The organism is Streptomyces sp. NPDC041968, assembly GCF_055589025.1.
Map to the genome: position 1 here is coordinate 1 of NZ_JBVJCB010000021.1, position 24,951 is coordinate 24,951.

At 75.4% G+C, this 24,951-nt stretch carries 2 protein-coding genes; both read right to left on the reverse strand.

The window, feature by feature from the left end:
* A partial coding sequence (locus tag ACZ6EG_RS33685) for an SDR family NAD(P)-dependent oxidoreductase (protein WP_469610397.1) occupies positions 1 to 7,673 on the reverse strand: 7,673 nt, incomplete at its 3' end.
* 21 nt (positions 7,674 to 7,694) lie between these two features.
* Entirely contained in the window at positions 7,695 to 24,905 is a 17,211-nt protein-coding gene (locus tag ACZ6EG_RS33690) for a type I polyketide synthase (protein WP_469610387.1), read from the reverse strand.
* Positions 24,906 to 24,951: the final 46 nt, after the last annotated feature.

The window sequence follows — 24,951 nt, forward strand, 5'->3', positions numbered from 1 at the left end:
ACCGCGCGCTGCTCCAACCCCGCCCGCGACAACAGCGACCAGCCCACGTCCACCAGGTCGGGTCCGGACGCACCGGAGACCAGCTCCCGCAACCGATCCGCCTGGCCCGACAGCGCGCCCGCCGACCGCGCCGACACGACCAAGGGCACCACCCCGCCGCGAGCCACCCCGGACTCCGGCACCTCGATCGCCACCGGCCCGGCCTGTTCGAGGATCACGTGCGCGTTGGTGCCGCTCATCCCGAACGACGACACACCCGCCCGACGCGCGCGTCCCGTCTCGGGCCACGCCCGCGACTCGACCGCCAGCCGGATTCCGCCGGCCGACCAGTCGACATGCGATGTCGGTTCCTCCACGTGCAAGGTCGCGGGGACCACTCCGGAGCGCAGCGCCTGCACCATCTTGATGACGCCCGCCACACCCGCGGCCGACTGCGTGTGCCCGATGTTCGACTTGACCGAACCCAGCCAGACCGGACGGTCCTCGTCCCGGCCCTGTCCGTACGTCGCGAGCAGCGCCTGCGCCTCGATCGGGTCGCCCAGCCTGGTCCCGGTCCCGTGCGCCTCCACCACGTCCACGTCCGACGCCTCAAGACGCGCGTTGGCCAACGCCTGCCGGATCACCCGCTCCTGCGAGGGGCCATTGGGCGCCGTCAGACCGTTCGACGCACCGTCCTGGTTGACGGCACTCCCCCGCACCACCGCCAGCACCTCGTGTCCCCGGCGCACCGCGTCGGACAACCGCTCCACCAGCAGCAGGCCGACGCCTTCGGACCAGCCCGTGCCGTCCGCGGCCTCCGCGAACGCCTTGCACCGCGCGTCCTCGGCCAGTCCGTCCAGGCGGCTGAACTCGCTGAACACCCCGAAGCCGGCCATCACCGTCACTCCACCGGCCAGGGCCATGTCGCACTCACCGCCCCGCAGCGCCTGCACCGCGAGGTGCAACGCCACCAGGGACGACGAGCACGCCGTGTCCACTGTGACGGCGGGCCCTTCCAGGCCGAACGAGTACGCCACCCGGCCGGAGAGGACACTGGTGGCGCCGCCGGTGAGCTGGTAGCCGGCGACGTCCTCCGGGAGGGGCTTGTCGAGGCCGTAGTAGGAGGAAGTGGCGCCCGCGAACACGCCGATCGGCTCACCGGCGACCGCGAGGGGGTCGAGCCCCGCTGCCTCGAACGCCTCCCATGCCGTCTCCAGCAGCAGGCGCTGCTGGGGGTCCATCACCATCGCCTCGCGCGGCGAGATCCCGAACAGCCCGGCGTCGAACCCGGCCACGTCGTCGAGGAACCCGCCGAGCGGCGCGTACGGCAGGTCCGTGGTGTCGATGTCCCAGCCTCGGTCGGTCGGGAAGGCGGTGATGGCGTCCTCTCCGGCGTGCACGAGCCGCCACAGGTCCGCGGGCGACCGGACACCGCCGGGCAACCGGCACGACATGCCGATGATCGCGATCGGCTCGCCGTGGTCGGTGGCGGAGCCGGTGGTGGCCCGGTGCGCCGGCCCGACCTCGCCGACCAGTTCGGTGCCGAGGTGGTCGGCGAGCGCGGCCGGGGTGGGATGGTCGAACAGCAGCGTCGCGGGCAGGCGCAGGCCGGTGGCCGCGTTGATGCGGTTGCGCAGTTCGACGGAGGTCAGCGAGTCGAATCCGAGTTCCTTGAACACCCGGTCCGGGGCGACCGCGTCCGCGCCCGTGTGACCGAGGACGGTCGCGGCCTCGGCGCACACCAGTCCGGTGAGCAGGCGGCGCTGTTCGGCGGCGGGGAGCGCGGCGAGGCGTTCGGCGAGACCCGAACCGCCGGTGACGGTACCGGCGGCGCGGCGCGCGGGGGCGCGTACCAGGCCGCGCAGGAGCGCGGGCACGGGCCGCAGGGTCCGGGCGACGGACGCGTCGAAGCGCAGCGGGAGCAGGTACGGCAGACCGGTGGTGTGGGCGGCGTCGAAGAGGGCGAGTCCTTCGTCGGCGGAGAGCGCGCCGCCGACGCGGGTGGCGCGGGCGAGACCGGTGGTACCGAGGCCGCCGCTGATGGCGCTCTCCTCGGCCCACAGGCCCCAGCCGAGCGCGGTCGCGGCGAGTCCCCGGGTCCGGCGGTGCTGGGCCAGCGCCTCCAGGAAGGCGTTGGCGGCGGCGTAGTTGGCCTGGCCCGGGGAGCCGAAGGCGGAGGACGCGGACGCGTAGACGGTGAACAGGGCCAGGTCGTGGCCCGCGGTCAGTTCGTGCAGGGCGAGCGCGGCCTGGACCTTGGGGCGCAGCACGCCGGTGACCCGCTCGGGCGTCAGCGCCTCGATGACACCGTCGTCGGCGACACCGGCCGCGTGCACGACCCCGGTGAGCGGGTGTTCGGCGGGGAGGCCGGCCAGCAGTCCGGCCAGGGCCTCCCGGTCGGTGGCGTCGCAGGCGGCCACCCGCACCTGGGCGCCGAGCGCGCCGAGTCGCTCCGCCAGCTCCCGCGCGCCGGGCGCGGCGGGACCGCTCCGGCTCGTGAGGACCAGGTGTCGTACGCCCCGGTGCTCGACCAGGTGCCGGGCCAGCAGCGATCCGAGGGTGCCGGTGCCACCGGTGATCAGGACCGTGCCCTCCGGGTCGAGGGCCCGCGGCAGCATCAGGACGTTCTTGCCGACGTGGCCGCCCGAGGCGACGTGCCGGAAGACCTCCGGCGCCTGCCGGACGTCCCACGCCCGCGCGGGCAGCAAGGTGAACCGGCCGGCGCGGAACAGCTCCAGGATCTCCCGCAGCATCTCCTGCAACCGGTCCGGCCCTGCCTCGCCGAGGTCGAAGGAGCGGTAGCGGCGGTCGCCGAACGAGTCCGGGTCGCGCAGGTCCGCCTTGCCCATCTCCACGAAGCGGCCGCCGGGGGCCAGCAACCGCGCCGAGGCGTCGACGAACTCGCCTGCCAGCGCGTTGAGGACGACGTCCACGCCGCGCCCGTCGGTGCGCTGTGCGAAGGCCCGCTCGAAGCCCAGGTCGCGCGAGGAGGCGAGGTGGGCCGGGTCCAGTCCGGTCGCCGCCCACTTCGCCGGTGAGGCCGTCCCGTACACCTCGGCGCCCAGGTGCCGTGCGACCTGTACGGCGGCCATCCCCACGCCACCGGCGGCGGCGTGGACCAGCACCGACTCGCCGGCGGTCAGCCCTGCCAGGTCGACCAGCGCGTAGTAGGACGTCAGGAAGGCCATCGGCACCGAGGCCGCGTCCGAGAAGGTCCACTCCGGCGGGACCGGCGCCACCATCCGCCGGTCCACCACCGCCAGCGGCCCGAAGCCCCCCTGGAACAGGCCGAAGACGCGGTCGCCCGGTGCGAGGTCCCCGACACCGGGGCCGACCTCGACCACGACTCCCGCGGCCTCCGACCCCATGAGGGCCGTGGGGTCCGGGTACTGCCCGAGCGCGATCAGCACGTCGCGGAAGTTCACCCCCGCCGCACGCACCTCGACCCGTACCTCGCCCGGCGCCAGCTCCGCGGTCGCCTCGGCGGCGGGCGCCAGGGCCAGGTCGCGGAGGGAGCCGGAGGCGTGGTCGGCGGTGAGTCGCCAGCCCTCCGTGTCGGGCACGGCGAGTGCGCCGGACGCCGAGGCGCGGGCCAGCCTGGGGGCGAGCAGGGTGCCGCCGCGCCGGGCGAGCCAGGGTTCGTCGCCGTCCGTGAGCACGGCGAGCAGGTCGGCGTCGGTGTGGATGTCGGTGCCGGTCCCGGTCTCGGTTTCGGTCCCGCTGCCGGAGTCGGTGTCGCTGTCGCTGTCGCTGTCCAGCAGGACGAACCGGTCGGGGTGCTCGGCCTGCGCGGAGCGTACGAGACCGCCGACGGCCGCCCCGGACAGGCCGGTGACGTCGTCACCGGGTACCGCGGCCACGGCACGGCGGGTGATCAGCACCAGCCGGGATGCGGCGAACCGCTCGTCGGCCAGCCACGCCTGGATGCCGGCCAGGACCTCGGTGACGGCGCCCTCGGTGTCCGCTTCCGCCACGGGCCAGGCGACGAGGTCGGGTGCGGCACCGGAGAACCCGTCCAGGAAGGCGCCGAGTCCGTCGGTGGCCAGGGCGAGCGATGCCCGCCGGGACGGCCCGGGCACGGGCACCGGCGTCCAGTCGAGGAGGAACAGCGAGTCGTCGTGGCGCGGGCCGACGGCGGTCGCGGCCCGCAGGGTGAGCGACTCGACGGTGGCGACGGGGGTGCCCTCGGGGTCGCTGATCCGCAGCGTCCAGGCGTCCGCGCCGACGGGGGCGAGGTGGACGCGGGCCCGGGTGGCGCCGGTCGCGTGCAGGGTGGCGCCTTGCCAGGCGAAGGGCAGCCCGGCCCGGTCCGGGTCGAGGCCGGTGAGGTGCAGCGCGGCGTCGAACAGGGCCGGGTGCAGTCCGCAGCGGCCCGCCTCGCGGTGGGCGGACTCGGGCAGCTCCACCTCGGCGTACAGCTCATCGCCCGCCCGCCAGGCGGCCTTCAGCCCCTGGAAGACGGGACCGTACGCGAAACCGGCCCCCGTGGCCCGCTCGTAGAAGCCGTCGAGGTCCACCGGCTCGGCCTCCGGGGGCCAGGTCCGCACGGTGCCGGCCGGAGTGGCGGTCGGAGCGGCGGCGAGCTGTCCGACGGCGTGGCCGGTCCATTCCTCCTCGCCGTCGGGACGCGAGTGGATCTCCAGAGGGCGAGTGCCGTCCTCGCGCTCAGCTCCGGCGCTGACCTGGATCTGCACACCGCCGCGCGCGGGCAGCACGAGCGGCGCGGTGAGGGTGAGGTCGTCCACGGTCCCGCAGCCGACGTGTTCCCCGGCCTGCCAGGCGAGTTCGACGAACGCGGTACCCGGGACGAGGACACCGCCGAGGATCGTGTGGTCGGTGAGCCAGCCGTGCGTGGCGGCGGAGAGCCGACCGGTGAGCAGCACCCCTCCCCCGACGGCCGGCCACACGGCGGCGCCCAGCAGCGGGTGCCCCGTCGCGCCGAGGCCTGCGGAGGTCAGGTCCCCGGCACTCAGCCGGACGTCGGGCCAGTACGCCTGTCGTTCGAACGGGTACGTGGGGAGTTCCACGCGTCGGGCTCCCGCCGTGCCGAGCGGCGCCCAGTCGACGGGGGCGCCGTGCACGTGGATCCGCGCGATGCCGTGCAGCAGCGAGGCGGCCTCGTCAGGGCCGGAGCCCAGGGTGGGCACGGCGGTCGCGTCCTCGACGAGGTACGGCACGAGGGCGGACAGGGACCGGTCCGGGCCGAGTTCGAGGAAGCGGGTGGCGCCGAACCCGTGGGCCCGGCGCACGGCGTCCGCGAAACGGACGGGTGCGACGATCTGCCCGACCCAGTACTCGGGGGTGGCCGGGTCCCCGGGGGCGGTGGTGACGACGGGGAGCGTCGGGGCACGGTACGTCAACGACCGGGCGACGGCGGCGAACTCGTCGAGCATCGGCTCCATCAGGCGCGAGTGGAACGCGTGCGAGACCGCCAGCCGTTTCACCCGCACACCCCGTGTCCGGAACCGCTCCTCCAGGGCGCCGATCGCGTCGGCGTGCCCGGAGACGGTGACCGAGGTGGGCCCGTTGACCGCCGCCACGTCGATCCCGTCGGGCAGTTCCAGCCCGTCCTCGGCCGCTTCGACGGCGAGCATCGCGCCGCCCCGCGGCAACGCGTCCATCAGCCGGGCGCGCGCCGACACCAGGGCGCACGCGTCCTCCAACGAGAGCACCCCGGCGAGGTGCGCGGCGGCGAGTTCACCGATCGAGTGGCCCACCAGCATGTCCGGGGCCAGCCCCCAGGACTCCACCGACCGGAACAACGCCACCTCGACGGCGAACAGAGCGGGCTGCGTGTACGCGGTGCGTGCCAGAAGCTCCGCGTCCTCCCCGAACAGCACGTCCTTCAAGGGCCGCGGGAGTTGGACCTGTGCACAGACCGCGTCGAGCGCTTCGGCGAACACGGGGAAGGCCTCGTACAGCCCCCGTCCCATCCCCACCCGCTGCGCGCCCTGCCCCGAGAACAGGAACGCCGTGCGCCCGGGTGCCGCCGTGCCGGACTCCGCCTCCGGCGGGACCGTGCCCTCGCCGAGGTCCGCGAGCGCCCGCAGCGCGTCGTCGCGCCCCGCCGCCAGTACGACGGTCCGCGCGGCCAGCGACGCGCGGGTGGTGGCCAGCGAGTGGCCGAGGTCGGCCAGGCGTGCCTCGGGCCGCTCGGCCAGGTGCGCGTGGAGTGCCACCGCCTGCCGGCGCAGAGCGCGCTGGGTGCCGGCGGAGAGCGGGAGCGGGATCAGCGGCGGTTCGGGGGCCGTGGGCGGCGGCCCGGCCGGGCTCTCCCCGGTCTCGGGGTCGGGTTCGGGCGCCTGCTCCAGCACCGTGTGCGCATTGGTGCCGCTCACCCCGAAGGAGGAGACGGCGGCGCGTCTGGTCCGGTCGGGGCCGGGCCAGGGGCGGTTCTCGGTGAGGAGCCGTACGGCGCCGGTCGACCAGTCCACCTGCCGGGTGGGCTCGTCGGCGTGCAGGGTACGGGGCAGCACCCCGTGCCGCAGCGCCATGACCGTCTTGATGACGCCGGCGACACCGGCGGCGGCCTGGGTGTGGGCGATGTTGGACTTCACCGAGCCGAGCCACAGCGGGCGGTCGGCGGGGCGGCCCCGGCCGTAGGCGGCCAGCAGCGCCTGCGCCTCGATCGGGTCGCCGAGCCTCGTGCCGGTGCCGTGCGCCTCGACCAGGTCCACGTCGGAGGGCGCCAGGCCCGCCGAGGCCAGCGCGTCACGGATGACCCGCTGCTGCGAGGGGCCGTTCGGCGCGGTGAGCCCGTTGGAGGCGCCGTCCTGGTTGACGGCCGAACCGCGGACCACCGCCAGCACCTCGTGGCCGTTGCGTACGGCGTCCGAGAGCCGCTCCACCAACAGCATCCCGACGCCCTCGCCCCAGCCGGTGCCGTCCGCGCCGTCCCCGAAGGCCTTGCACCGGCCGTCGGCCGCCAGCCCCCGCTGACGGGAGAACTCGACGAACGCGGCAGGCGTGGCCATGACCGTGACGCCGCCCGCGAGAGCCATGGTGCACTCGCCCCTGCGCAGCGACTGCACGGCCAGGTGCAGCGCCACCAGGGACGCCGAGCACGCGGTGTCCACGGTGAGAGCGGGGCCTTCCAGCCCGAAGACGTACGAGAGCCGTCCGGACAGCACGCTCGCGACGGCGCCGGTGGCGAGATAGCCCTCGGCCGCCTGCGGGTCGGCGGCGAGCGCGGTGGCGTAGTCCTGGCCGTTGGTGGCGGCGAACACGCCGATCCGGCCGCCGCGCACCGATTTCGGGTCGATGCCGGCCCGCTCGAAGACCTCCCACGAGGTCTCCAGGAGCAGCCGCTGCTGCGGGTCCATGGCGACGGCCTCGCGCGGCGATATCTCGAAGAGCCCGGCGTCGAACTCGGCGGCCTCGTGGAGGAATCCGCCCTCGTGACCGTAGCTGCTTCCGGGCCGCTCGGGGTCCGGGTCGAGCAGTGCGTCCAGGTCCCAGCCGCGGTCGGTGGGGAAGGGGCCGACCGCGTCGCGACCCTCGGTGACCAGCTGCCACAGCTGTTCCGGGGTGCGGACGCCGCCGGGGAAGCGGCAGGCCATGGACACGATGGCGATGGGCTCGGAGTCCCGCTCCCGCTGTGCGCGCAGCTCCTGGTGCGCCTGCCGCAGCTCACCCGTGACGAACTTCAGGTGGTCGAGCAGCTTCTCTTCGTTCGTCATCAGAGCGACTCCCAGCGGGCAGGACCGTACATGGCGTCAGGACTTGCCGAATTCGTTGTGGATGAGGTCGAAGAGGTCGTCGGCGCTCGCCGCGGCCAGGTCGAGGTCCGCGGTCTTGGGCTCGGAGCGGGCGGGTGGCACGGTCGCCGCGGCGCCGAGCCGGTCGGTGAGGTCGCGCAGGCGGGCGAGCAGGACCGCCGTCTCCGTGCCGTCGAGGGGGGTCTCGGCGAGCGCCGCCTCGAGCTGGTCCAGCCGGGCGACCGCGTTCTCGCCGCCCGCCGGGGCGGCCGGGCCGCTCACGAGGAGGCCGCGCAGGTGCGTGGCGAGGGCGGCGGGGGTCGGGTGGTCGAACACCAGGGTCGCGGGCAGGGTCTGCCCGGTGGCGACGTCGAGCAGGTTGCGCAGTTCGACGGCCATCACCGAGTCGGTGCCCAGGTCGCGGAAGTGCCGGTCCGGGTCGATGGCGGCCGGGGTGCCGTGGCCGAGTACCGCGGCGGTCCGGGAGACCACCAGGTCGACCAGGATGCGTTCCTGCTCCGCCCGCGGCGCCCCGGCCAGCCGTTCGGCCAGGCCCGGCCCCTGCCGGTCGGGGGCGGGCGGCGCGGGCCTGACCGCGGCGGGCAGCAGCTCGAGCAGGCGCCCGCCGCGCCCCGCTTCCAGGACCGGGCCGAAGCGGCTCCAGTCGATGCCGGCCACGCAGAGCGTCGTCCGCTGCTCGGCGAGCGCCGCCGCCAGCGACAGGAGGGCCTGCTCGGGCGGCAGCGGTGTGACGCCGGTGCGCTGCTGCTGCTCGCCCGCGGCCGTGCCCGCGCCCACGCCCGCTCCGGCCCAGGGTCCCCACGCGAGCGCCGTGGCGGTGCGCCCGGCCGCTCGGCGCCGCTCGGCGAAGGCGTCCAGCGCGGCGTTGCCCGCGGCGTAGGCGGCCTGGCCGAGGTTGCCGACGACCCCGGCGAAGGAGGTGTACAGCACGAACGCGTCCAGCTCATGGTCCGCGGTCAGTTCGTCGAGGTGGCGGACGGCCGCCAGGCGTGCGTGCACCGCGTCCCCGACCCGGCCCGGGGTGAGCGAGCCGATCACTCCGTCGTCCACCGTCCCCGCCGCGTGCACGACGCCGGTGAGCGGCAGTTCCTCGGGTATGCCGGCGAGTACCCCGGCGAGCGCGGCGCGGTCGGTGACCTCGCAGGCGGCGAGGGTGACGCGGCTGCCGAGGGCGGTCAGTTCGGCGGCGAGTTCACCGGCACCGGGCGCGTCCGGGCCCCGGCGCCCGACGAGCACCAGGTGCGCCACGCCCTGCCGGGCGAGCAGCCGGGCGGTGTGCGCGCCGAGTGCGCCGGTACCTCCGGTGACCAGCACGGTGCCGGCCGGCCGCCACTCGACGGGCGTACGGTCCCCGTCGCCGGGGGCGCTCTCGACGAGGCGCCTGCCGAGTACACCGGTCCGGCGGATCGCCACCTGGTCCTCGGGGCCGTCGGCGCCGAGCAGCGCGGCCAGCCGTACGCCGGCCCGGTCGTCCCAGTCGGCGGGGAGATCGACCAGGCCGCCCCAGCCGCGGGGCATCTCCAGGGCCGCGACCCTGCCGAAGCCCCAGACGGCCGCCTGGTCGGGGTCGGGCCCCGGGTCGTCCGTGGAGACCCGCACCGCGCCCCGGGTGGCGCACCACAGCGGGCCCGTCACGGCCGCGTCGTCGAGCGCCTGCACGAGGGCGACCACGGAGGGCAGGGCGTCGGAGCCCGTGGCGGGTGGCAGAGCCAGCACACCGGCCGGGGTGGTCTCCGCCGTCGCGGCGCGGAGCCGGGTCGCGAGACTGGCGCGGTCGGTGCCTCCGGGGATGACGAGGGTACGTGCGCCGGCGCGGTGCAGCGCGCGGCTGATGTCGTCGGCGCCGGCATCGGCGCCGCCGTCCTCGCCGGGCGGCGTGACCAGGAACCACGTGCCGGTCGGCCGGGCGGCTTCTTCGGTCACCGGCACCCAGCGGACCTCGTACCGCCCCTCTCCGGAAGCGGTGCGGTGCCCGGCCGGAACGGCTTCGGGCCAGAAGCGGGTGTGCTGGAAGGGGTAGGGCGGCAGAGTGACGGGCGGGGCCTCGGGGAACACCGCCGCCAGGTCCACCGCCATCCCCCCGACCCACAGCCGCGCGACGGCCGCGAACAGGGACTCCACCTCCGGACGGCGCCGGCGCATCGCGGGCACCGCACCGGGGGCGAGGCCGCTGAGGACGCCGTCGGGGCCGAGTTCCAGGAAGCGGGTGGCGCCGGCCTCGTGAGCACGGCCGAGCGCGTCGGCGAAGCGGACCGGCTCGCGCACCTGGCCCACCCAGTACTCGGGGGTGGCCAGGTCACCGGGGGCGGTGGTGAGGACCGGGATCTGCGGGGCCTGGTAGGTCAACGACCGCGCCACGGCCGCGAAGTCGGCCAGCATCGGCTCCATCAGGCGGGAGTGGAACGCGTGCGAGACCGCGAGGCGCTTGACGCGGATCTCCCGCGCCCGGAGTCGCTCCTCCAGTTCCGCGATCGCTGCCGCCTCACCGGACACCGTCACCGACGTCGGCCCGTTGACCGCCGCCAAGTCCACCCCGTCCGGCAACGGCAACTCGGACTCCGCCACCTCCACGGCCAGCATCGCCCCACCCTCGGACAGCGCGTCCATCAACCGCCCCCGCGCCGACACCAGCACGCAGGCATCGTCGAGCGACAGCACTCCCGCGCAGTGCGCGGCGGCCAGCTCACCGATCGAATGCCCCACCAGCACATCCGGGGTCACACCCCACGACTCCAGCAACCGGAACAACGCCACTTCCAGCGCGAACAGCCCCGCCTGCGCGTAGACCGTCCGCTCCAGCAGCCCCGCGTCCTCGCCGAACACCACCTCACGCAACGGACGCTCGAGATCCACCCGCGCACACACCGCGTCGAAGGCATCCGCGAACACCGGGAAAGCCCCGTACAGCTCCCGGCCCATCCCCAACCGCTGCGAACCCTGACCCGAGAACAGCAGCGCCGTGGATCCCTCACGGGCTGTTCCTCGGACGGCCCTGGCGGACGGCTCGTCCGTCGTCAGCGCCGTCAGGCCCTCGGCGTACCCCGCGATGTCCTCGGCGAGCACGACGGCGCGGTGTGCCAGGCCGAGGCTCGTCGTGGCGAGTGCCCGGCCCACCGCGACACCGGAGACGCCGGGGTCGTCGCACAGCGTCAGGAGCCCCTTCGCCCGCGCGTTCAGCGCCGCGCCGGAGTGGGCCGAGAAGGCCCACGGCAGTACGGAGTCCTGGGCCGGCGCCGAGGGTACGGCGACATCGGCCTGTTCCAGGACGACATGGGCGTTCGTGCCGCTGATCCCGAACGAGGAGACGGCCGCCCGGCGCGGCCGGTCGGGCCTGGGCGTCCACGGAGTGGTCTCGGTGAGGAGGCTCAGGCTGCCCGAGTCCCAGTCGACCGACGGTGACGGTTCCGCCGCGTGCAGGGTGCGGGGCAGCTCGCCGTGGTCCATCGCCAGCAGCATCTTGATGACGCCGGCGATGCCCGCGGCCGCCTGGGTGTGGCCGATGTTCGACTTCACCGACCCCAGGTGGAGGGGTTCCGAGCGGTCCTTGCCGTACGTCGCGAGCAGCGCCTCCGCCTCGATCGGGTCGCCGAGCCTCGTACCGGTGCCGTGTGCCTCCACCGCGTCGACCTCCGAGGGCCACAGCCCGGCCGAGTTCAGCGCGGCGCGGATCACCCGCTGCTGCGCGGGGCCGTTCGGCGCGGTCAGGCCGTTGGACGCGCCGTCCTGGTTGACCGCGCTGCCCCGCAGCAGCCCGAGCACGCGGTGGCCCTGGGCCCGGGCGTCCGAGAGCCGCTCCAGCAGCACCAGCCCGGCGCCCTCACCCCAACCGGTGCCGTCCGCGTCGGCCGAGAAGGCCTTGCAGCGCCCGTCGGCCGCAAGGCCGCGCTGGTGGGCGAACTCCAGGAACGCGGTGGGCGCGGCCATGACCGTGACACCGCCGGCGAGCGCCATCGAGCACTCCCCCGACCGCAGTGACTGCGCCGCCAGGTGCAGGGCGACCAGGGACGACGAGCAGGCGGTGTCCACCGTGACGGCCGGGCCCTCCAGCCCGTACGTGTAGGAGATCCGGCCGGACAGCACGCTGGCCGCGCTGCCGGTGGCCACATGGCCCTCCAGCCCTGATCCGGTGGCGGGGAACAGCCCGGCGTAGTCCTGGCCGTTCGTGCCCACGAAGACGCCGACACGGCTGCCCTGGAGGGAGGCGGGGTCCAGGCCGGCCCGCTCGAAGGTCTCCCAGGAGATCTCCAGCATCAGCCGCTGCTGCGGGTCCATGGCCTGCGCCTCGCGGGGGGAGACGCCGAACAGGTCCGCGTCGAAGCCGGCCGCGTCGGGCAGGAAGCCACCGCGACGCGCGAAGTCGGGGGCGTCGCGCAGGTCCCAGCCCCGGTCGACGGGGAAGTCGCCCACCAGGTCGAGACCTCGGGAGAGCAGATCCCAGAACTCCTCCGGGGTGGCCGCGCCGGGGAACCGGCAACCCATCGCGACGATGGCGACGGGGTCCTGGGGCGCGGCGGGCGCGGGGAGGCCAGGGGTCGCGGTGGCGGCGGTCCCGGTGCCGCCGGTCAGTTCGGCGCGCAGCCGGGTGGCGAGGGCGGCCGGTGTGGGGTGGTCGAAGATCAGGCCCGCCGGGAGCGGGAGCCCGGTGGCGGCGCGCAGGGCGTTGCGCAGCTCGACGGCGGTGAGTGAGTCGAAGCCCAGGTCGCGGAAGGCCTTGTCGGGCGCGACGGTGGCCGCCGTACCGTGGCCCAGCACGAAGGCCGCCAGGGTGCGTACCAGTTCCTCGGTGATCCGGCGTCGCTCGCCCTCACCGGCGGCGGCGAGGCGCGCCGCGAGGCCGGTAGCGTCGCCGGAGTCGTCGGCACCGTCCGGTGTGGCGGCGGGGACGAGTTCGCGCAGCAGCGGGCTGGGGCGTGCCGCGGTGAAGCCGGTGGCGAACCGCCTCCAGTTGACGTCCGCGACGACGACGGCGGCGGCGGCGTCGGCCGTCCCGTCGCCGTCCGCGGCGTCGAGCATCCGGCCGAGGACGGTGACGGCGAGGTCCGGTGGAAGGGGGGTCAGTCCGGAACGACGCAGCCGCTGGGTGAGCGCCTCGTCCTCGGCCATGCCGGTCTCCGCCCACGGCCCCCAGCCGATCGACGTGGCGGGCAGCCCCTGGGCGCGGCGGCGCTCGGCGAGTGCGTCGAGGTGGGCGTTGGCGGCGGCGTAGTTGGCCTGGCCCGCCGTGCCGACGGCGCCGGTGAAGGACGAGAAGAGGACGAAGGCGTCGAGCGGGAGGTCACGGGTGAGGGTGTCGAGGTTCTCGGCGGCCAGGGTCTTGGCCCGGAGCACCTGTTCGAAACGTTCGGGTGTCAGGCTGTCGAGTACGCCGTCGTCCAGCACACCGGCCGCGTGCACGACGGCGGTGAGCCGGTGCTCCTCCGGTATCTCGGCGAGCAGGGCGGCGAGCGCGTCGTGGTCGGCTGCGTCGCAGGCCACGGCCGTCGCCGTGGTGCCCGCTGCCGCCAGTTCGGCGGCCAGCTCCGCGACGCCGGGCGCCTCGGGGCCGCGCCTGCTGACGAGCAGCAGCCGGCTGTGGCCGCGCGCGGCGAGCAGGCGGGCCACCTGGGCACCGAGCGCGCCGGTTCCGCCGGTGACCAGCACGGTGCCGCCGGTGCGGGGTACGGGGGCCGCGGTCGGGGAGATCGGTGCGGCAGCGACGAGGCGGCGGGCGAAGACGCCTTCGGCCCGGATCGCCACTTGGTCCTCTCCGTCGCCGGCACGTGCGCCGCCGGCAGCGAGTACGGCGCAGAGCCGGTTCCCCGCACGGGCATCCAGGATCTCGGGCAGGTCGACCAACCCGCCCCAGACGTGCGGGAGTTCGAGGGCGGCTCCCCGGCCGAATCCCCAGATCTGGGCTTGGGCGGGGTCGGGTGGGCCGTCGGAGCGGCCGGTCGAGACCGCGCCCCGGGTGACGGTCCACAGCGGGACATCGGTGTCTGCGCAGGCCTGGGTGAGCGTCAGGGTGGCGGCCAGCCCCCGGCCGAGGGCCGCCCCCGTGCGCGAGACGCCGGTGTCGGTCCCCAGCAGCGAGACGACGCCCGCGAGTTCGCCGCAGGAGCGCAACCGGTCGGCGAGGGCGGTCCGGTCGACGCGAGGGTCCGGGAGGGCGAGCACGGTGGCGCCGCTGCGGCGCAGCGCGTCGGCGACCTGCGCGTCCAGGGCGTCCGGGGCGTCCGCGCCGACCGGGGTGTCAGCGTTGACCGGGCTGTCCGGGCCGACGACGAGCCAGACGCCGTCGAGCACGGTGGGCGCCGGAGCGACGGGCCGCCAGACCGCCCGGTAGTACCAGGAACCGACGGCCGCCTCGGTGCGCCGGCGGTCGTGCCAGGACGCGAGGTGCGGCATCAGGTCGGCCAGTCCGCGCCGTGCTTCGTCGTCGGGCAGGCCCAGGGTGTCGGCGAGCCGGTCTACCTCGCGCCCGGCGACGGCCGTCCAGAATCCGGCCTCGGCCCGTTCCCGGGGGGCCGTGCCGCCGCCGTCGGCCGCGGTGTCGGGCCAGTAGCGCCGGCGCTGGAAGGCATAGGTCGGCAACTCGACGGCGTGGCCCCCGAGCGGCGCGAAGTACCTGTCCCAGGCGATGTCGGCGCCGTGTACGTACATCTCGGCGACGCCGCGCAGCAGCGTGGTGTGCTCGTCGTGGCCGGAGCGCAGGGCGGGGACGGCGGTGACATCCTCGGTGAGGTGCGCGACGAGGGCGGACAGGGGGCCGTCGGGGCCGAGTTCCAGGAAACGGGTGGCGCCGGCCTCGTGAGCACGGCGCACCGCGTCGGCGAAACGGACGGGCTCGCGTACCTGCCCCACCCAGTACCCGGGCGTGGCCAGGTCGCCGGGGGCGGTGGTGTCCACCGGGATCTGCGGGGCCTGGTAGGTCAACGACTGGGCCACGGCGGCGAAGTCCGCCAGCATCGGCTCCATCAGGCGGGAGTGGAAGGCGTGCGAGACCGCCAGCCGTTTCACCCGCACGCCCTGCACCCGAAGCCGCTCCTCCAGCCCTGCGACCGCCTCCGCCTCCCCCGACACCGTCACCGACATGGGCCCGTTCACCGCCGCCAGCTCCACACCGTCAGGCAACTGCAACTCGCCCTCGGCCACCTCCACGGCCAGCATCGCCCCACCCTCGGGCAGCGCGTCCATCAACCGCCCCCGCGCCGACACCAGCACGCAGGCATCGTCGAGCGACAACACTCCCGCGCAGTGCGCCGCGGCTATCTCCCCCACCGAGTGACCCACCAGCACATCCGGCACCACACCCCACGACTCCACCAGCCGGAACAGCGCCACCTCCAACGCGAACAACCCCGCCTGCGCGAACACCGTCCGCTCCAACAACCCGGCGTCCTCGCCGAACACCACCTCCCGCAACGGACACCCCACATCCACCCGCGCACACACCGCGTCGAAAGCCTCCGCGAACACCGGAAACGCCCCGTACAGCTCCCGCCCCATCCCCGACCGCTGCGAACCCTGACCAGTGAAGAGGAACCCCGTGCGCCCGGGCGAGGCGACTCCGGCCGGCGCGTTGCCGCGTCCGGCCGCCAGCGCGTCCAGTGCGCGCAGCAGTTCCTCGCGGCCCGTCCCCAGCACCACCGCCCGGTGCTCCAGTGCCGCGCGCCGGGTCGCCAGGGAGAGCCCGATGTCGGCCGGCTCCTCGGCCGCGGCCGCTTCGCGCAGCCGGGCCGCCTGGGCGCGCAGTCCCTCCGGCGAGGCACCGCTCAGCACCCAGGGCACGAGCGTGTCCGGCACTCGGGTGTCCCGGCGGGGGACGGGTTCGCCCTCGTCCGGTGCCTGTTCGATCACGGTGTGTGCGTTGGTGCCGCTGATCCCGAACGACGAGACCGCCGCGCGGCGGGGTCGCCCGGCCGACGGCCACTCCCGCTCCTCGGTGAGCAGTTCCACCGCTCCCGCCGACCAGTCCACGTGCGACGAGGGTTCGTCGGCGTGCAGGGTGCGGGGCAGCACGCCGTGGCGCAGCGCCAGGATCGTCTTGATGATGCCGCCGACACCCGCCGCCGCCTGGGTGTGCCCGATGTTGGACTTCAACGACCCGAGCCACAGCGGTCGTTCCGCGTCCCGGCCCTGCCCGTACGTGGCCAGCAGCGCCTCCGCCTCGACCGGGTCGCCCAGCTTCGTGCCCGTACCGTGCGCCTCCACCATGTCCACGTCGCCGGGCGCCAGGCCGGCGTCGGCGAGAGCGGCGCGGATGACCCGCTGCTGCGAGGGGCCGTTAGGGGCCGTGAGACCGTTGGACGCGCCGTCCTGGTTGACGGCCGAGCCGCGCACCACCGCGAGGACGGTGTGCCCGTGGCGTCGCGCGTCGGACAGCCGCTCCACCAGCAGCACCCCGGCGCCCTCCGACCAGCCGGTGCCGTCCGCGTCGGCCGAGAAGGACTTGCAGCGGCCGTCGGGCGCGAGTCCCCGCTGCTTGCTGAAGTCCACGAACACGCCGGGTGCGGACATCACGGTGACGCCGCCGACGACGGCCATCGAGCACTCGCCCGCACGCAGTGACCTCGCGGCCAGGTGCAGCGCCACCAGGGACGACGAACACGCCGTGTCCACGGTCACGGCCGGGCCCTCCAGCCCGTACGTGTAGGCGATCCGACCGGACACCACGCTGCCGGCGCCCCCGGTGGCCCGGTAGCCCTCGGTCTCGGGAAGGGCCTCGGCGGCATGCGCGTAGTCGTGGTACATGACGCCGGCGAAGACACCGGTGTCGCTGCCGCGCAGGCCGGTCGGGTCGATGCCGGCCCGCTCGAAGGCCTCCCAGGACAGCTCCAGCAGAAGCCGCTGCTGGGGGTCCATCGCCAGCGCCTCGCGCGGCGAGATGCCGAACAGCTCCGCGTCGAAGTCGGCGGCATCGTGCAGGAAGCCGCCGTGTCGTGCGTAGGTGGTGCCGGGGCTGGACGGGTCGGGATCGTGGAGGCGCGCGAGGTCCCAGCCGCGGTCGGTGGGAAAGCCGGTGATGCCGTCGCGGCCCTCCCGGACCATCCGCCAGAGTTCCTCGGGGCCGTCCACACCGCCCGGGTAGCGGCAGCTCATCGCGACGACGGCGATCGGCTCGTCCGCACCGGCGGCGTTCCGCGAGCGCGGTACGGCCGGGTCCGCGGTGGTACCGCTCAGCTCCTCGCGGAGGTGGGCGGTCAGCGCGGCGGGGCTGGGGTGGGAGAAGACCAGGGTGGCGGCCAACCGCAGTCCGGTGGCGGCGGCCAGCCGGTTGCGCAGTTCGACGCCGGTGAGGGAGTCGAAACCGAGGTCCTTGAAGGTGCGGCCGGTGTCCACTCCGGTACCGGAGGAGTGTCCCAGCACGGCCGCGACGGTCGTCCGTACCAGTTCCTCGACGGCGCGCGTCCGCTCGGGCTCGGGCAGTGCGGCGAGGCCGTCGGTGCCCGCGGACGACCGGGCGGCGGCCGAACGGAGCACGGGGCGCGCCAGGTGTCGCAGCAGCGGCGGTACGTAACCGTCGCCGGGGGCGGGTTCGGCGGCCGTGGCCAGGACGTGGGCGGGCCCGGCGGTCACGGCCGCGTCGAGCAGCCGCACGCCCCGGTCCGGGTCGAGCGCGCCGCCCAGCGCGGCGAAGCGCGCGCGGTCCGTCGTGCCGAGTCCGGCGGCCATGCCCTCGGTTCCGCCCCACAGCCCCCAGCCCACCGCGACGGCGGGCAGGTGCTCGGCGCGGCGGCGGGCGGCGAGCCCGTCGAGGAAGGCGTTGGCCGCCGCGTACGACGCCTGGCCGGCGGTGCCGAAGGCAGCGGCCACGGACGAGAACAGGACGAAGGAGGTGAGGCCGAGACCGCGGGTCGCCTCGTCGAGGAGGGCGGCCGCCTCGGCCTTGGGGCGCAGCACCGCGGCAGCGCGTTCGGGTGTCAGCGAGGTGAGCAGGCCGTCGTCGAGGACGCCCGCGGTGTGGACGACGGCGGTGACTGGGTGGTCGGCGAGCACCTGGTCGAGGTCGCCCCGGTCGGCGGCGTCACCGGCGACGACCACGACGGTGGCGCCCCGCGCGGTCAGTTCGGCAGCGAGGGCGGCGGCACCCGGCGCCTCCGGGCCGCGCCGGCTGAGCAGCACCAGACCCGCGACCTGGTGCGCGGAGACCAGGTGGCGGGCGACGCGGGCGCCGAGCGCCCCGGTGCCGCCGGTGATCAGAACGGTGTCGTGCGGGCCCCACGGCGGGTTGGCTCCGGCCCGCAGCCGGGACGCGAGCGGGGTCAGCGGGGTGCCGGCACGGAGGGCGGCCTGGGGTGTGTCGGCGGGCAGACCGGCGGCGAGGGCGGCGGCCGAAGCGGCCGTGCCGTCCAGGTCCGCGAGGCCGAACCGGCCCGGGTGTTCGGCCTGCGCGGACCGCAGCAGGCCCCAGACCGCGGCGGCGGCGGGATCGACGCTCTCACCGTCGGCCGTGGCGACGGCGTTCCGGGTGACGACCAGCAGCCGGCTGCCGGAGCGGCGCTCGTCGTCCACCCAGTCGCGCACCAGGCCGAGTACGGCGGTGACCGTGTCGTGTGTGCGCCGTGCGAGGGCCGCGCCGGTCGCGGACGGCTCCGGGCCGGCGCCCACGCAGGCGAGCACCGTGCCGGGCACGGCCGCCACGTCCGCCAGGGTGGCCGGGCCGGGGAAGGAGCCCGCCGCGGTGACCGTGTCGAGGAGGTCGGTGGGGCCCACCGGTACGGCCGCGTACGGCACTTCGCGGTCCCCGTCGCCTGCGGGGGTCCAGTCGACGCCGTGGAGCACCCCGGAGGCCGTGTCGCCCAGCCGGTCGGCGGTCACGGGCCGGAGGGCGAGCGACCGCACCGTCAGCACGGGCGCGCCCGCCGGGTCGGCGAGGCGGACCGCGTACTCGTCGGCACCGCGCCGGGTCAGGGTGACGCGCAGCGCGGTGGCGTCGAGGGCGTGCCGGGTCACGCCGGACCAGGCGAACGGCAGCAGGGTCGCGCCGTCCTCGCGGAGCAGGCCGGTGGCACCGAGCGCGTGGAGCGCGGCGTCGTACAGCGGGGCCTGCGGCCCTTCGGGCAGCTCGACCTCCGCGTACACCGTGTCCCCGTCGCGCCAGGCGGCGCGCAGGCCCCGGAAGGCGGGGCCGTAGGAGAGGCCGGCGGCCGTGAGCGCGTCGTAACCGGGTGCGGTGGCCGTACCCGTGGGGTGCCAGGGGTCGCGTGTCCCGGTGGCGTCCACGAGCGGGCGGACCGGCTCCAGGACGCCGGCGGCGTGGGTGGTCCAGAGCGCACCGGCATCGCCGTCGGGACGGCTGTGGATCTCGACGGTCCGCTCGGCCACCGTCATCTGGAGCTGGACGGCGCCCTGCTCGGGCAGGACCAGGGGCTCGCGCAGGGTCAGCTCGGCGAGTCCCGGCAGCCCCGCGCCGGCTCCCGCGTGGAGGGCGAGATCGACGAGGGCGGTTCCGGGCAGCACGACCCGGCCGTGGACCACGTGGTCGGCCAGCCAGGGGTGGGTGGCGAGTCCGACGACGCCGGTCCAGACCAGCCCGCCGTCGCCCGCCAGGGGCACGACGGCGCCCAGCAGCGGATGGCCGGCCGTGTCCACGCCCGCGGCGGCGAGTGCGGTGGTGGAGGCGGTCCGGGAGGTCCAGTAGCGGGTGCGCTGGAAGGCGTAGGAGGGTAGTTCCACGACGCGGGAGGCGCCCGCACCGGCGACGGCCGCCCAGTCCAGTGGCACGCCGCGGGTCCACAGCACCGCGGCGGCGTGGGCGGGCCCGGTGCCGTCCTGGCCGCGACGCAGCAGCGGCACGGCGACGGCCTCCTCCAGGAGGACCGGGACGAGGGCGGACAGGACACCGTCGGGGCCGAGTTCCAGGAAGGTCCGCACCTCGGGGAGCGAGGCGAGTGCGTCGGCGAATCGGACGGGCTCGCGTATCTGCCCCACCCAGTACTCCGGGGTGTCGATCGCACCCGGGGCGGTGGTGCGGACCGGGATCCGGGGGGCGTGGTAGGTCAGCGACTCCGCGACGGCGGCGAAGTCGGCCAGCATGGGCTCCATCAGGCGGGAGTGGAAGGCGTGCGAGACCGACAGCCGTTTGACGCGTATCTCCTGGGCCCGCAGCCGCTCCTCCAGCTCCGCGATCGCCTCCGCCCCGCCCGAGACCGTCACCGACGTGGGTCCGTTGACCGCCGCCAGGTCCACCCCGTCAGGCAGCTCCAGACCCTTCTCGGCCACCTCCACGGCCAGCATCGCCCCGCCCTCGGGCAACGCGTCCATCAACCGCCCCCGAGCGGACACCAACGCGCAGGCATCGTCGAGCGACAGCACTCCCGCGCAGTGCACCGCCGCCAGCTCACCGATCGAATGGCCCACCAGCACATCCGGGACGACGCCCCAGGACTCCGCCAGCCGGAACAACGCGACCTCCAGCGCGAACAGCCCCGCCTGCGCGTAAACCGTCCGCTCCAGCAGCCCCGCGTCCTCGCCGAACACCACCTCCCGCAACGGACGCTCGAGATCGACGCCCGCACAGACCGCGTCGAAGGCATCCGCGAACACCGGAAACGCCCCGTACAGCTCCCGGCCCATCCCCAACCGCTGCGAACCCTGACCGGTGAACAGGAACCCCGTGCGCCCGGGTGACGCGACCCCGTGCAGCACACCGGTCGCGTCGTGGCCCTCCGTCACCGCGTCCAGGCGGGACGCGAGTTCCTCGCGGTCGGCCGCGAAGAGGGCCGCGCGGTGGTCCAGGGGGAAGCGGGTGGTCGCCAACGACCGGGCGATCGCGGTCGTCGGTACGGACGGTTCGGCGTCCAGGAAGGCGCGCAGCCGGGCCGCCTGGGCGCGCAGGGCGGCGGCCCCGTGCCCGGAGAGGAGTACGGGCAGCGCGAGGCGGGGCTCGGGTTCTTCCTCGTCCGGGACGGCCGGTTCGGGTGCCGCCTCGATGACCGCGTGAGCGTTGGTGCCGCTGATGCCGAACGAGGAGACACCCGCCCGGTACGGCCGGTCCGCGGGAGGCAGGGTCACGTGCTCGGTGAGCAGCCGCACGGCGCCCGCCGACCAGTCCACGTGCGGCGTCGGCTCGTCGGCGTGCAGGGTGCGGGGCAGCACGCCGTGCCGCAGCGCCAGGACCGTCTTGATGACGCCGGCGACACCGGCGGCGGACTGGGTGTGCCCGATGTTGGACTTCAACGACCCCAGCCACAGCGGGCGTTCCGCGTCCCGGTCCTGCCCGTAGGTGGCCAGCAGCGCCTGCGCCTCGATCGGGTCGCCCAGCCGTGTCCCGGTGCCGTGCGCCTCCACCACGTCGACGTCGGAGGGTTCCAGGCCGGCCGCGTCGAGGGCCGCCCGGATGACCCGCCGCTGGGCCAGGCCGTTGGGTGCGGTCAGCCCGTTGGAGGCCCCGTCGGAGTTGACGGCGGAGCCCCGCAGCACGGCCAGCACCTGCTGCCCGTCGGCCAGCGCGTCGGACCGGCGGCGCAGGACGAGCATGCCCGCGCCCTCGGACCACCCGGTGCCGTCGGCCCGTGCTCCGAACGCCTTGCAGCGGCCGTCCGGGGAGAGGCCGTCCTGCCGCGCGAACTCGACGAGGACACCGGGCGTCGCCATCAGGGTGACGCCACCCGCCAGGGCCGTGGAGCACTCCCCCGCGCGCAGCGACTGCGCCGCCAGGTGCAGCGCCACCAGCGACGACGAACACGCGGTGTCCACGGTCACCGCCGGACCGTCGAACGCGAAGGCGTAGGCGATCCGGCCGGAGGCGACGCTCGCGGTCGTACCGGTCAGCAGGTAGCCCTCGGAACTCTCGGCGGGCTCGTGCATCCGGGGGCCGTAGTCCTGCGCGGTGGCCCCGACGAAGACGCCGGTGCGGCTGCCGCGCACGTCGGCCGGGTCGGTGCCGAGCCGCTCCAGCGCCTCCCACGTGACCTCGAGGAGCAACCGCTGCTGCGGGTCCATGGCGACGGCCTCGCGCGGCGAGATGCCGAAGAGCCCGGCGTCGAAGCCCGCGATGTCGTCCAGGAACCCGCCGGCCGTGGGAAGTGCGGTGTCCAGGGCGGCCAGGGCAGGCTGCCAGCCCCGGTCCTCGGGAAGGCCGGTCAGTACCTCGCGGCCCTCGCTCAGCGCATCCCACAGCGCCGCGGGCGAGTCGATGCCGCCGGGGAAGCGGCAGGCCATGGAGACGATGACGACGGGGTCGTCGGCGTCGGCGGGCTGCGGGGCGGGCGTGGCGCGGGAGGGGCGGGCGGCGTCCTCACCGCGCAGCGCGTCGCACAGGTGGCGGGCGGCCGCGGCCGGGGTGGGGTGGTCGAAGAGGAAGGTGGGCGGCAGGGTGAGCCCGGTGGCCGCGGCGAGCCGCGTCCGCAGCTCGACCAGGGTCAGGGAGGCGATCCCGAGGGCCTTGAAGGTCTGTTCCGGGTCCACGTCCCCGGCTGCGGCGAACCCGCCGACGACGGCGGCGTGGGACCGGATCAGCTCGCGCACCGTACTGCGGGCGGACTGCGGCGAGAGGGCGCGCAGCCGGTCGCGCAGTGAGTCGTCCGGGGTGGTGGCCGTGTCCGGATCGGCGCCGGTGGCCGGGTCGGCGGCGTCCCGGACGGATTCGCCGGTGCCGTTCCAGAGCGCGGCGGCCTCGCCGGGCCGCCAGTGGCGCTCTCGCTGGAAGGCGTACGTGGGCAGGTCCACGACCGTGCCCGGCGGGGCGGGCAGCCGGACGTCGCGGCCGTGGGCGAGCAGTTCGGCGGCGGAGGCGAGCAGCCGCGCGCGCCCCCCGTCGCCGCGCCGCAGCGAGCCGACCACCGCGGTGTCGGGCGCGTCCAGCTCGGCCAGGGTGTCGCGTACGGCGGCCACCAGCACCGGGTGCGGGGTGGTTTCGACGATGAAGCGGAAGTCCTCGTCGGCGAGCCGCCGGACGGCGGTGGCGAACTCGACGGTGGACCGCAGGTTCCGGTACCAGTAGGCGGCGTCCAGGCCGGCCGTGTCGGTCCACTCGCCGGTGACGGTGGAGAGGAACGGCACCTCGGAGGTCCGCGGTGCGATGTCCGCGAGCGCGGTCAGCAGCTCGTCCCGGACCAGCTCGACGTGCGAGGAGTGCGAGGCGTAGTCCACCGGTACGCGCCTGGTCTCGACGCCGTACGTCGCGCACCGTGCCGCGAAGTCGTCGAGGGCGTCGACCGGTCCGGAGACCACGGCCGCGCTGGGTCCGTTGTCGGCGGCGATCGAGAGGGCGGGCGCGGTCTCCAGCCACGGGCGGACCTGTGCCGCCCCGGCCTGCACGGACAGCATCCCGCCCTGTCCGGCCAGGGCGCCGATGGCGCGGCTGCGCAGGGCGACCACCTTGGCCGCGTCCGGCAGCGACAGCGCGCCCGCCACGCAGGCCGCGGCGATCTCGCCCTGGGAGTGTCCGGCGACGGCGTCGGGGACGACACCCAGTGACCGCCAGGTCTCCGCCAGCGCCACCATCACGGCGAAGAGCGCGGGCTGCACGACGTCGACCCGCTCCAGCGTGGGCGCGCCCTCGGCACCGCGCAGGACGTCCGTCAGCGAGAAGTCGGTGTGCGGGGCGAGCGCCTCCGCGCAGGCGTGGATCGCACCGGTGAACACCTCGTCGGTGTCGAGGAGTCCGGTGGCCATGGCGGGCCACTGCGAACCCTGCCCGGAGAAGATCATGGCCAGCCGTCCGGTGCGCGCGGCGCCCTCGCTGACGCCCGTCGCCGGCAGTCCGGCGGCCACCGCGGAGAGCTGGGCGAGCAGCTGCTCCCGGTCCTCGGCGAGGAGCACGGCGCGCCGGGCGAAGCGGGTGCGGGTGGTGGCCAGCGAGTGCGCCACGTCCGCCACGGCCAGGTCCGCTCCCTCCACCGCGTCCTTCAGCCGGGCGGCCTGGGCGCGCAGCGCCTGCGCGGTGTGGCCGGAGACCAGCACGGGCACGGGAGGAGTGGTCCCGTCGGCTGTTGGAGCCGGCGGCTCGGTGGCCGGCCGGGCCACCGGGTCGGGTGCGGGGCCCAGCACCAGGTGGCAGTTGGTCCCTCCCATGCCGAAGGAGCTGACCCCGACGAATCCCTCGCCGCCCAACGGGCTCGTCCCGGTCTGCACCCGCAGGTTCAGCCGTTCCAACGGGATACCGGCGGGCGGGGAGGCGAAGTTGAGGCTCGGGGGGACGACGCCCCGCTCGACGACGAGCGTGGCCTTCAGCAGGCCCGCGACGCCGGCCGCGCCCTCGAGGTGCCCGATGTTGGTCTTCACCGAGCCGACCGGCAGCGGCGCGGTGCGTGCGGTGCCGAGGGCGGCGCCGAGGGCGGCGGCCTCGACGGGGTCGCCGACCGGGGTGCCGGTGCCGTGCAGTTCGACGTAGCCGATCGCGTCCGGGGCGATCCCGGCGCGGGCGTGTGCTGCGCGCAGGACGGCCTCCTGGGCGGCGGCGCTGGGGGTGGTGAGGCTGGGCCCGCCGCCGTCGTTGTTGACGGCGCTGCCGTGGACGACCGCGTGGATCCGGTCGCCGTCGGTGAGGGCCCGGGCCAGCGGCTTGAGGACGACGACCCCACCGCCCTCACCGCGTACGAACCCGTTGGCGCGTGCGTCGAAGGTGAAGCAGCGGCCGTCCGGGGAGAGTCCGCCGAAGCGCAGCGCGGAGACGGTGCTGTCGGGGGCCAGGACGAGGTTGACACCACCGGCGAGGGCCAGCTCGGACTCGCCGCGCGCCAGGCTCTCGCAGGCGAGGTGGACGGAGACCAGGGAGGAGGACTGGCCGGCGTCCACGGTGAGGCTGGGGCCGTGCAGCCCGAGGGTGTAGGACAGGCGGTTGGCGATGAGGCCGCGCTGCAGTCCCGGCATGGAGTGCCGGTCGATGCCCGCGTCCCCCGCACGGTGCAGGAGTGCGGCGTAGTCGTCCCAGATGGCGCCGAGGAAGACGCCGGTGCGGCTGCCGCTCAGGCCGGCGGGGAGGTGCCGGGCGTCCTCCAGCGCCTCCCAGGCGAGTTCGAGGGCGAGGCGCTGCTGCGGGTCGGTGGCGGCGGCCTCGCGCGGGGACATGCCGAAGAAGCCGGCGTCGAAGTCCGCGGCCCGTTCGATGAACCCGCCGCGTGTGACCGAGGGAACGCGCGCGCGGTCGGAGGGGATGTCGGTGATCGCGTCGGTCCCCGTGGCGAGCAGGTCCCACAGCGGTGCCGGTCCGGGCGCGCCGGGCAGCCTGCACGCGTACCCGATGATCGCGAAGGCCTCGGAACCACCGGTGTACGTATCCGACATGAATGCCCCGAAATCACTTGACGGCGCGAAATCGCCGGACCCGAAT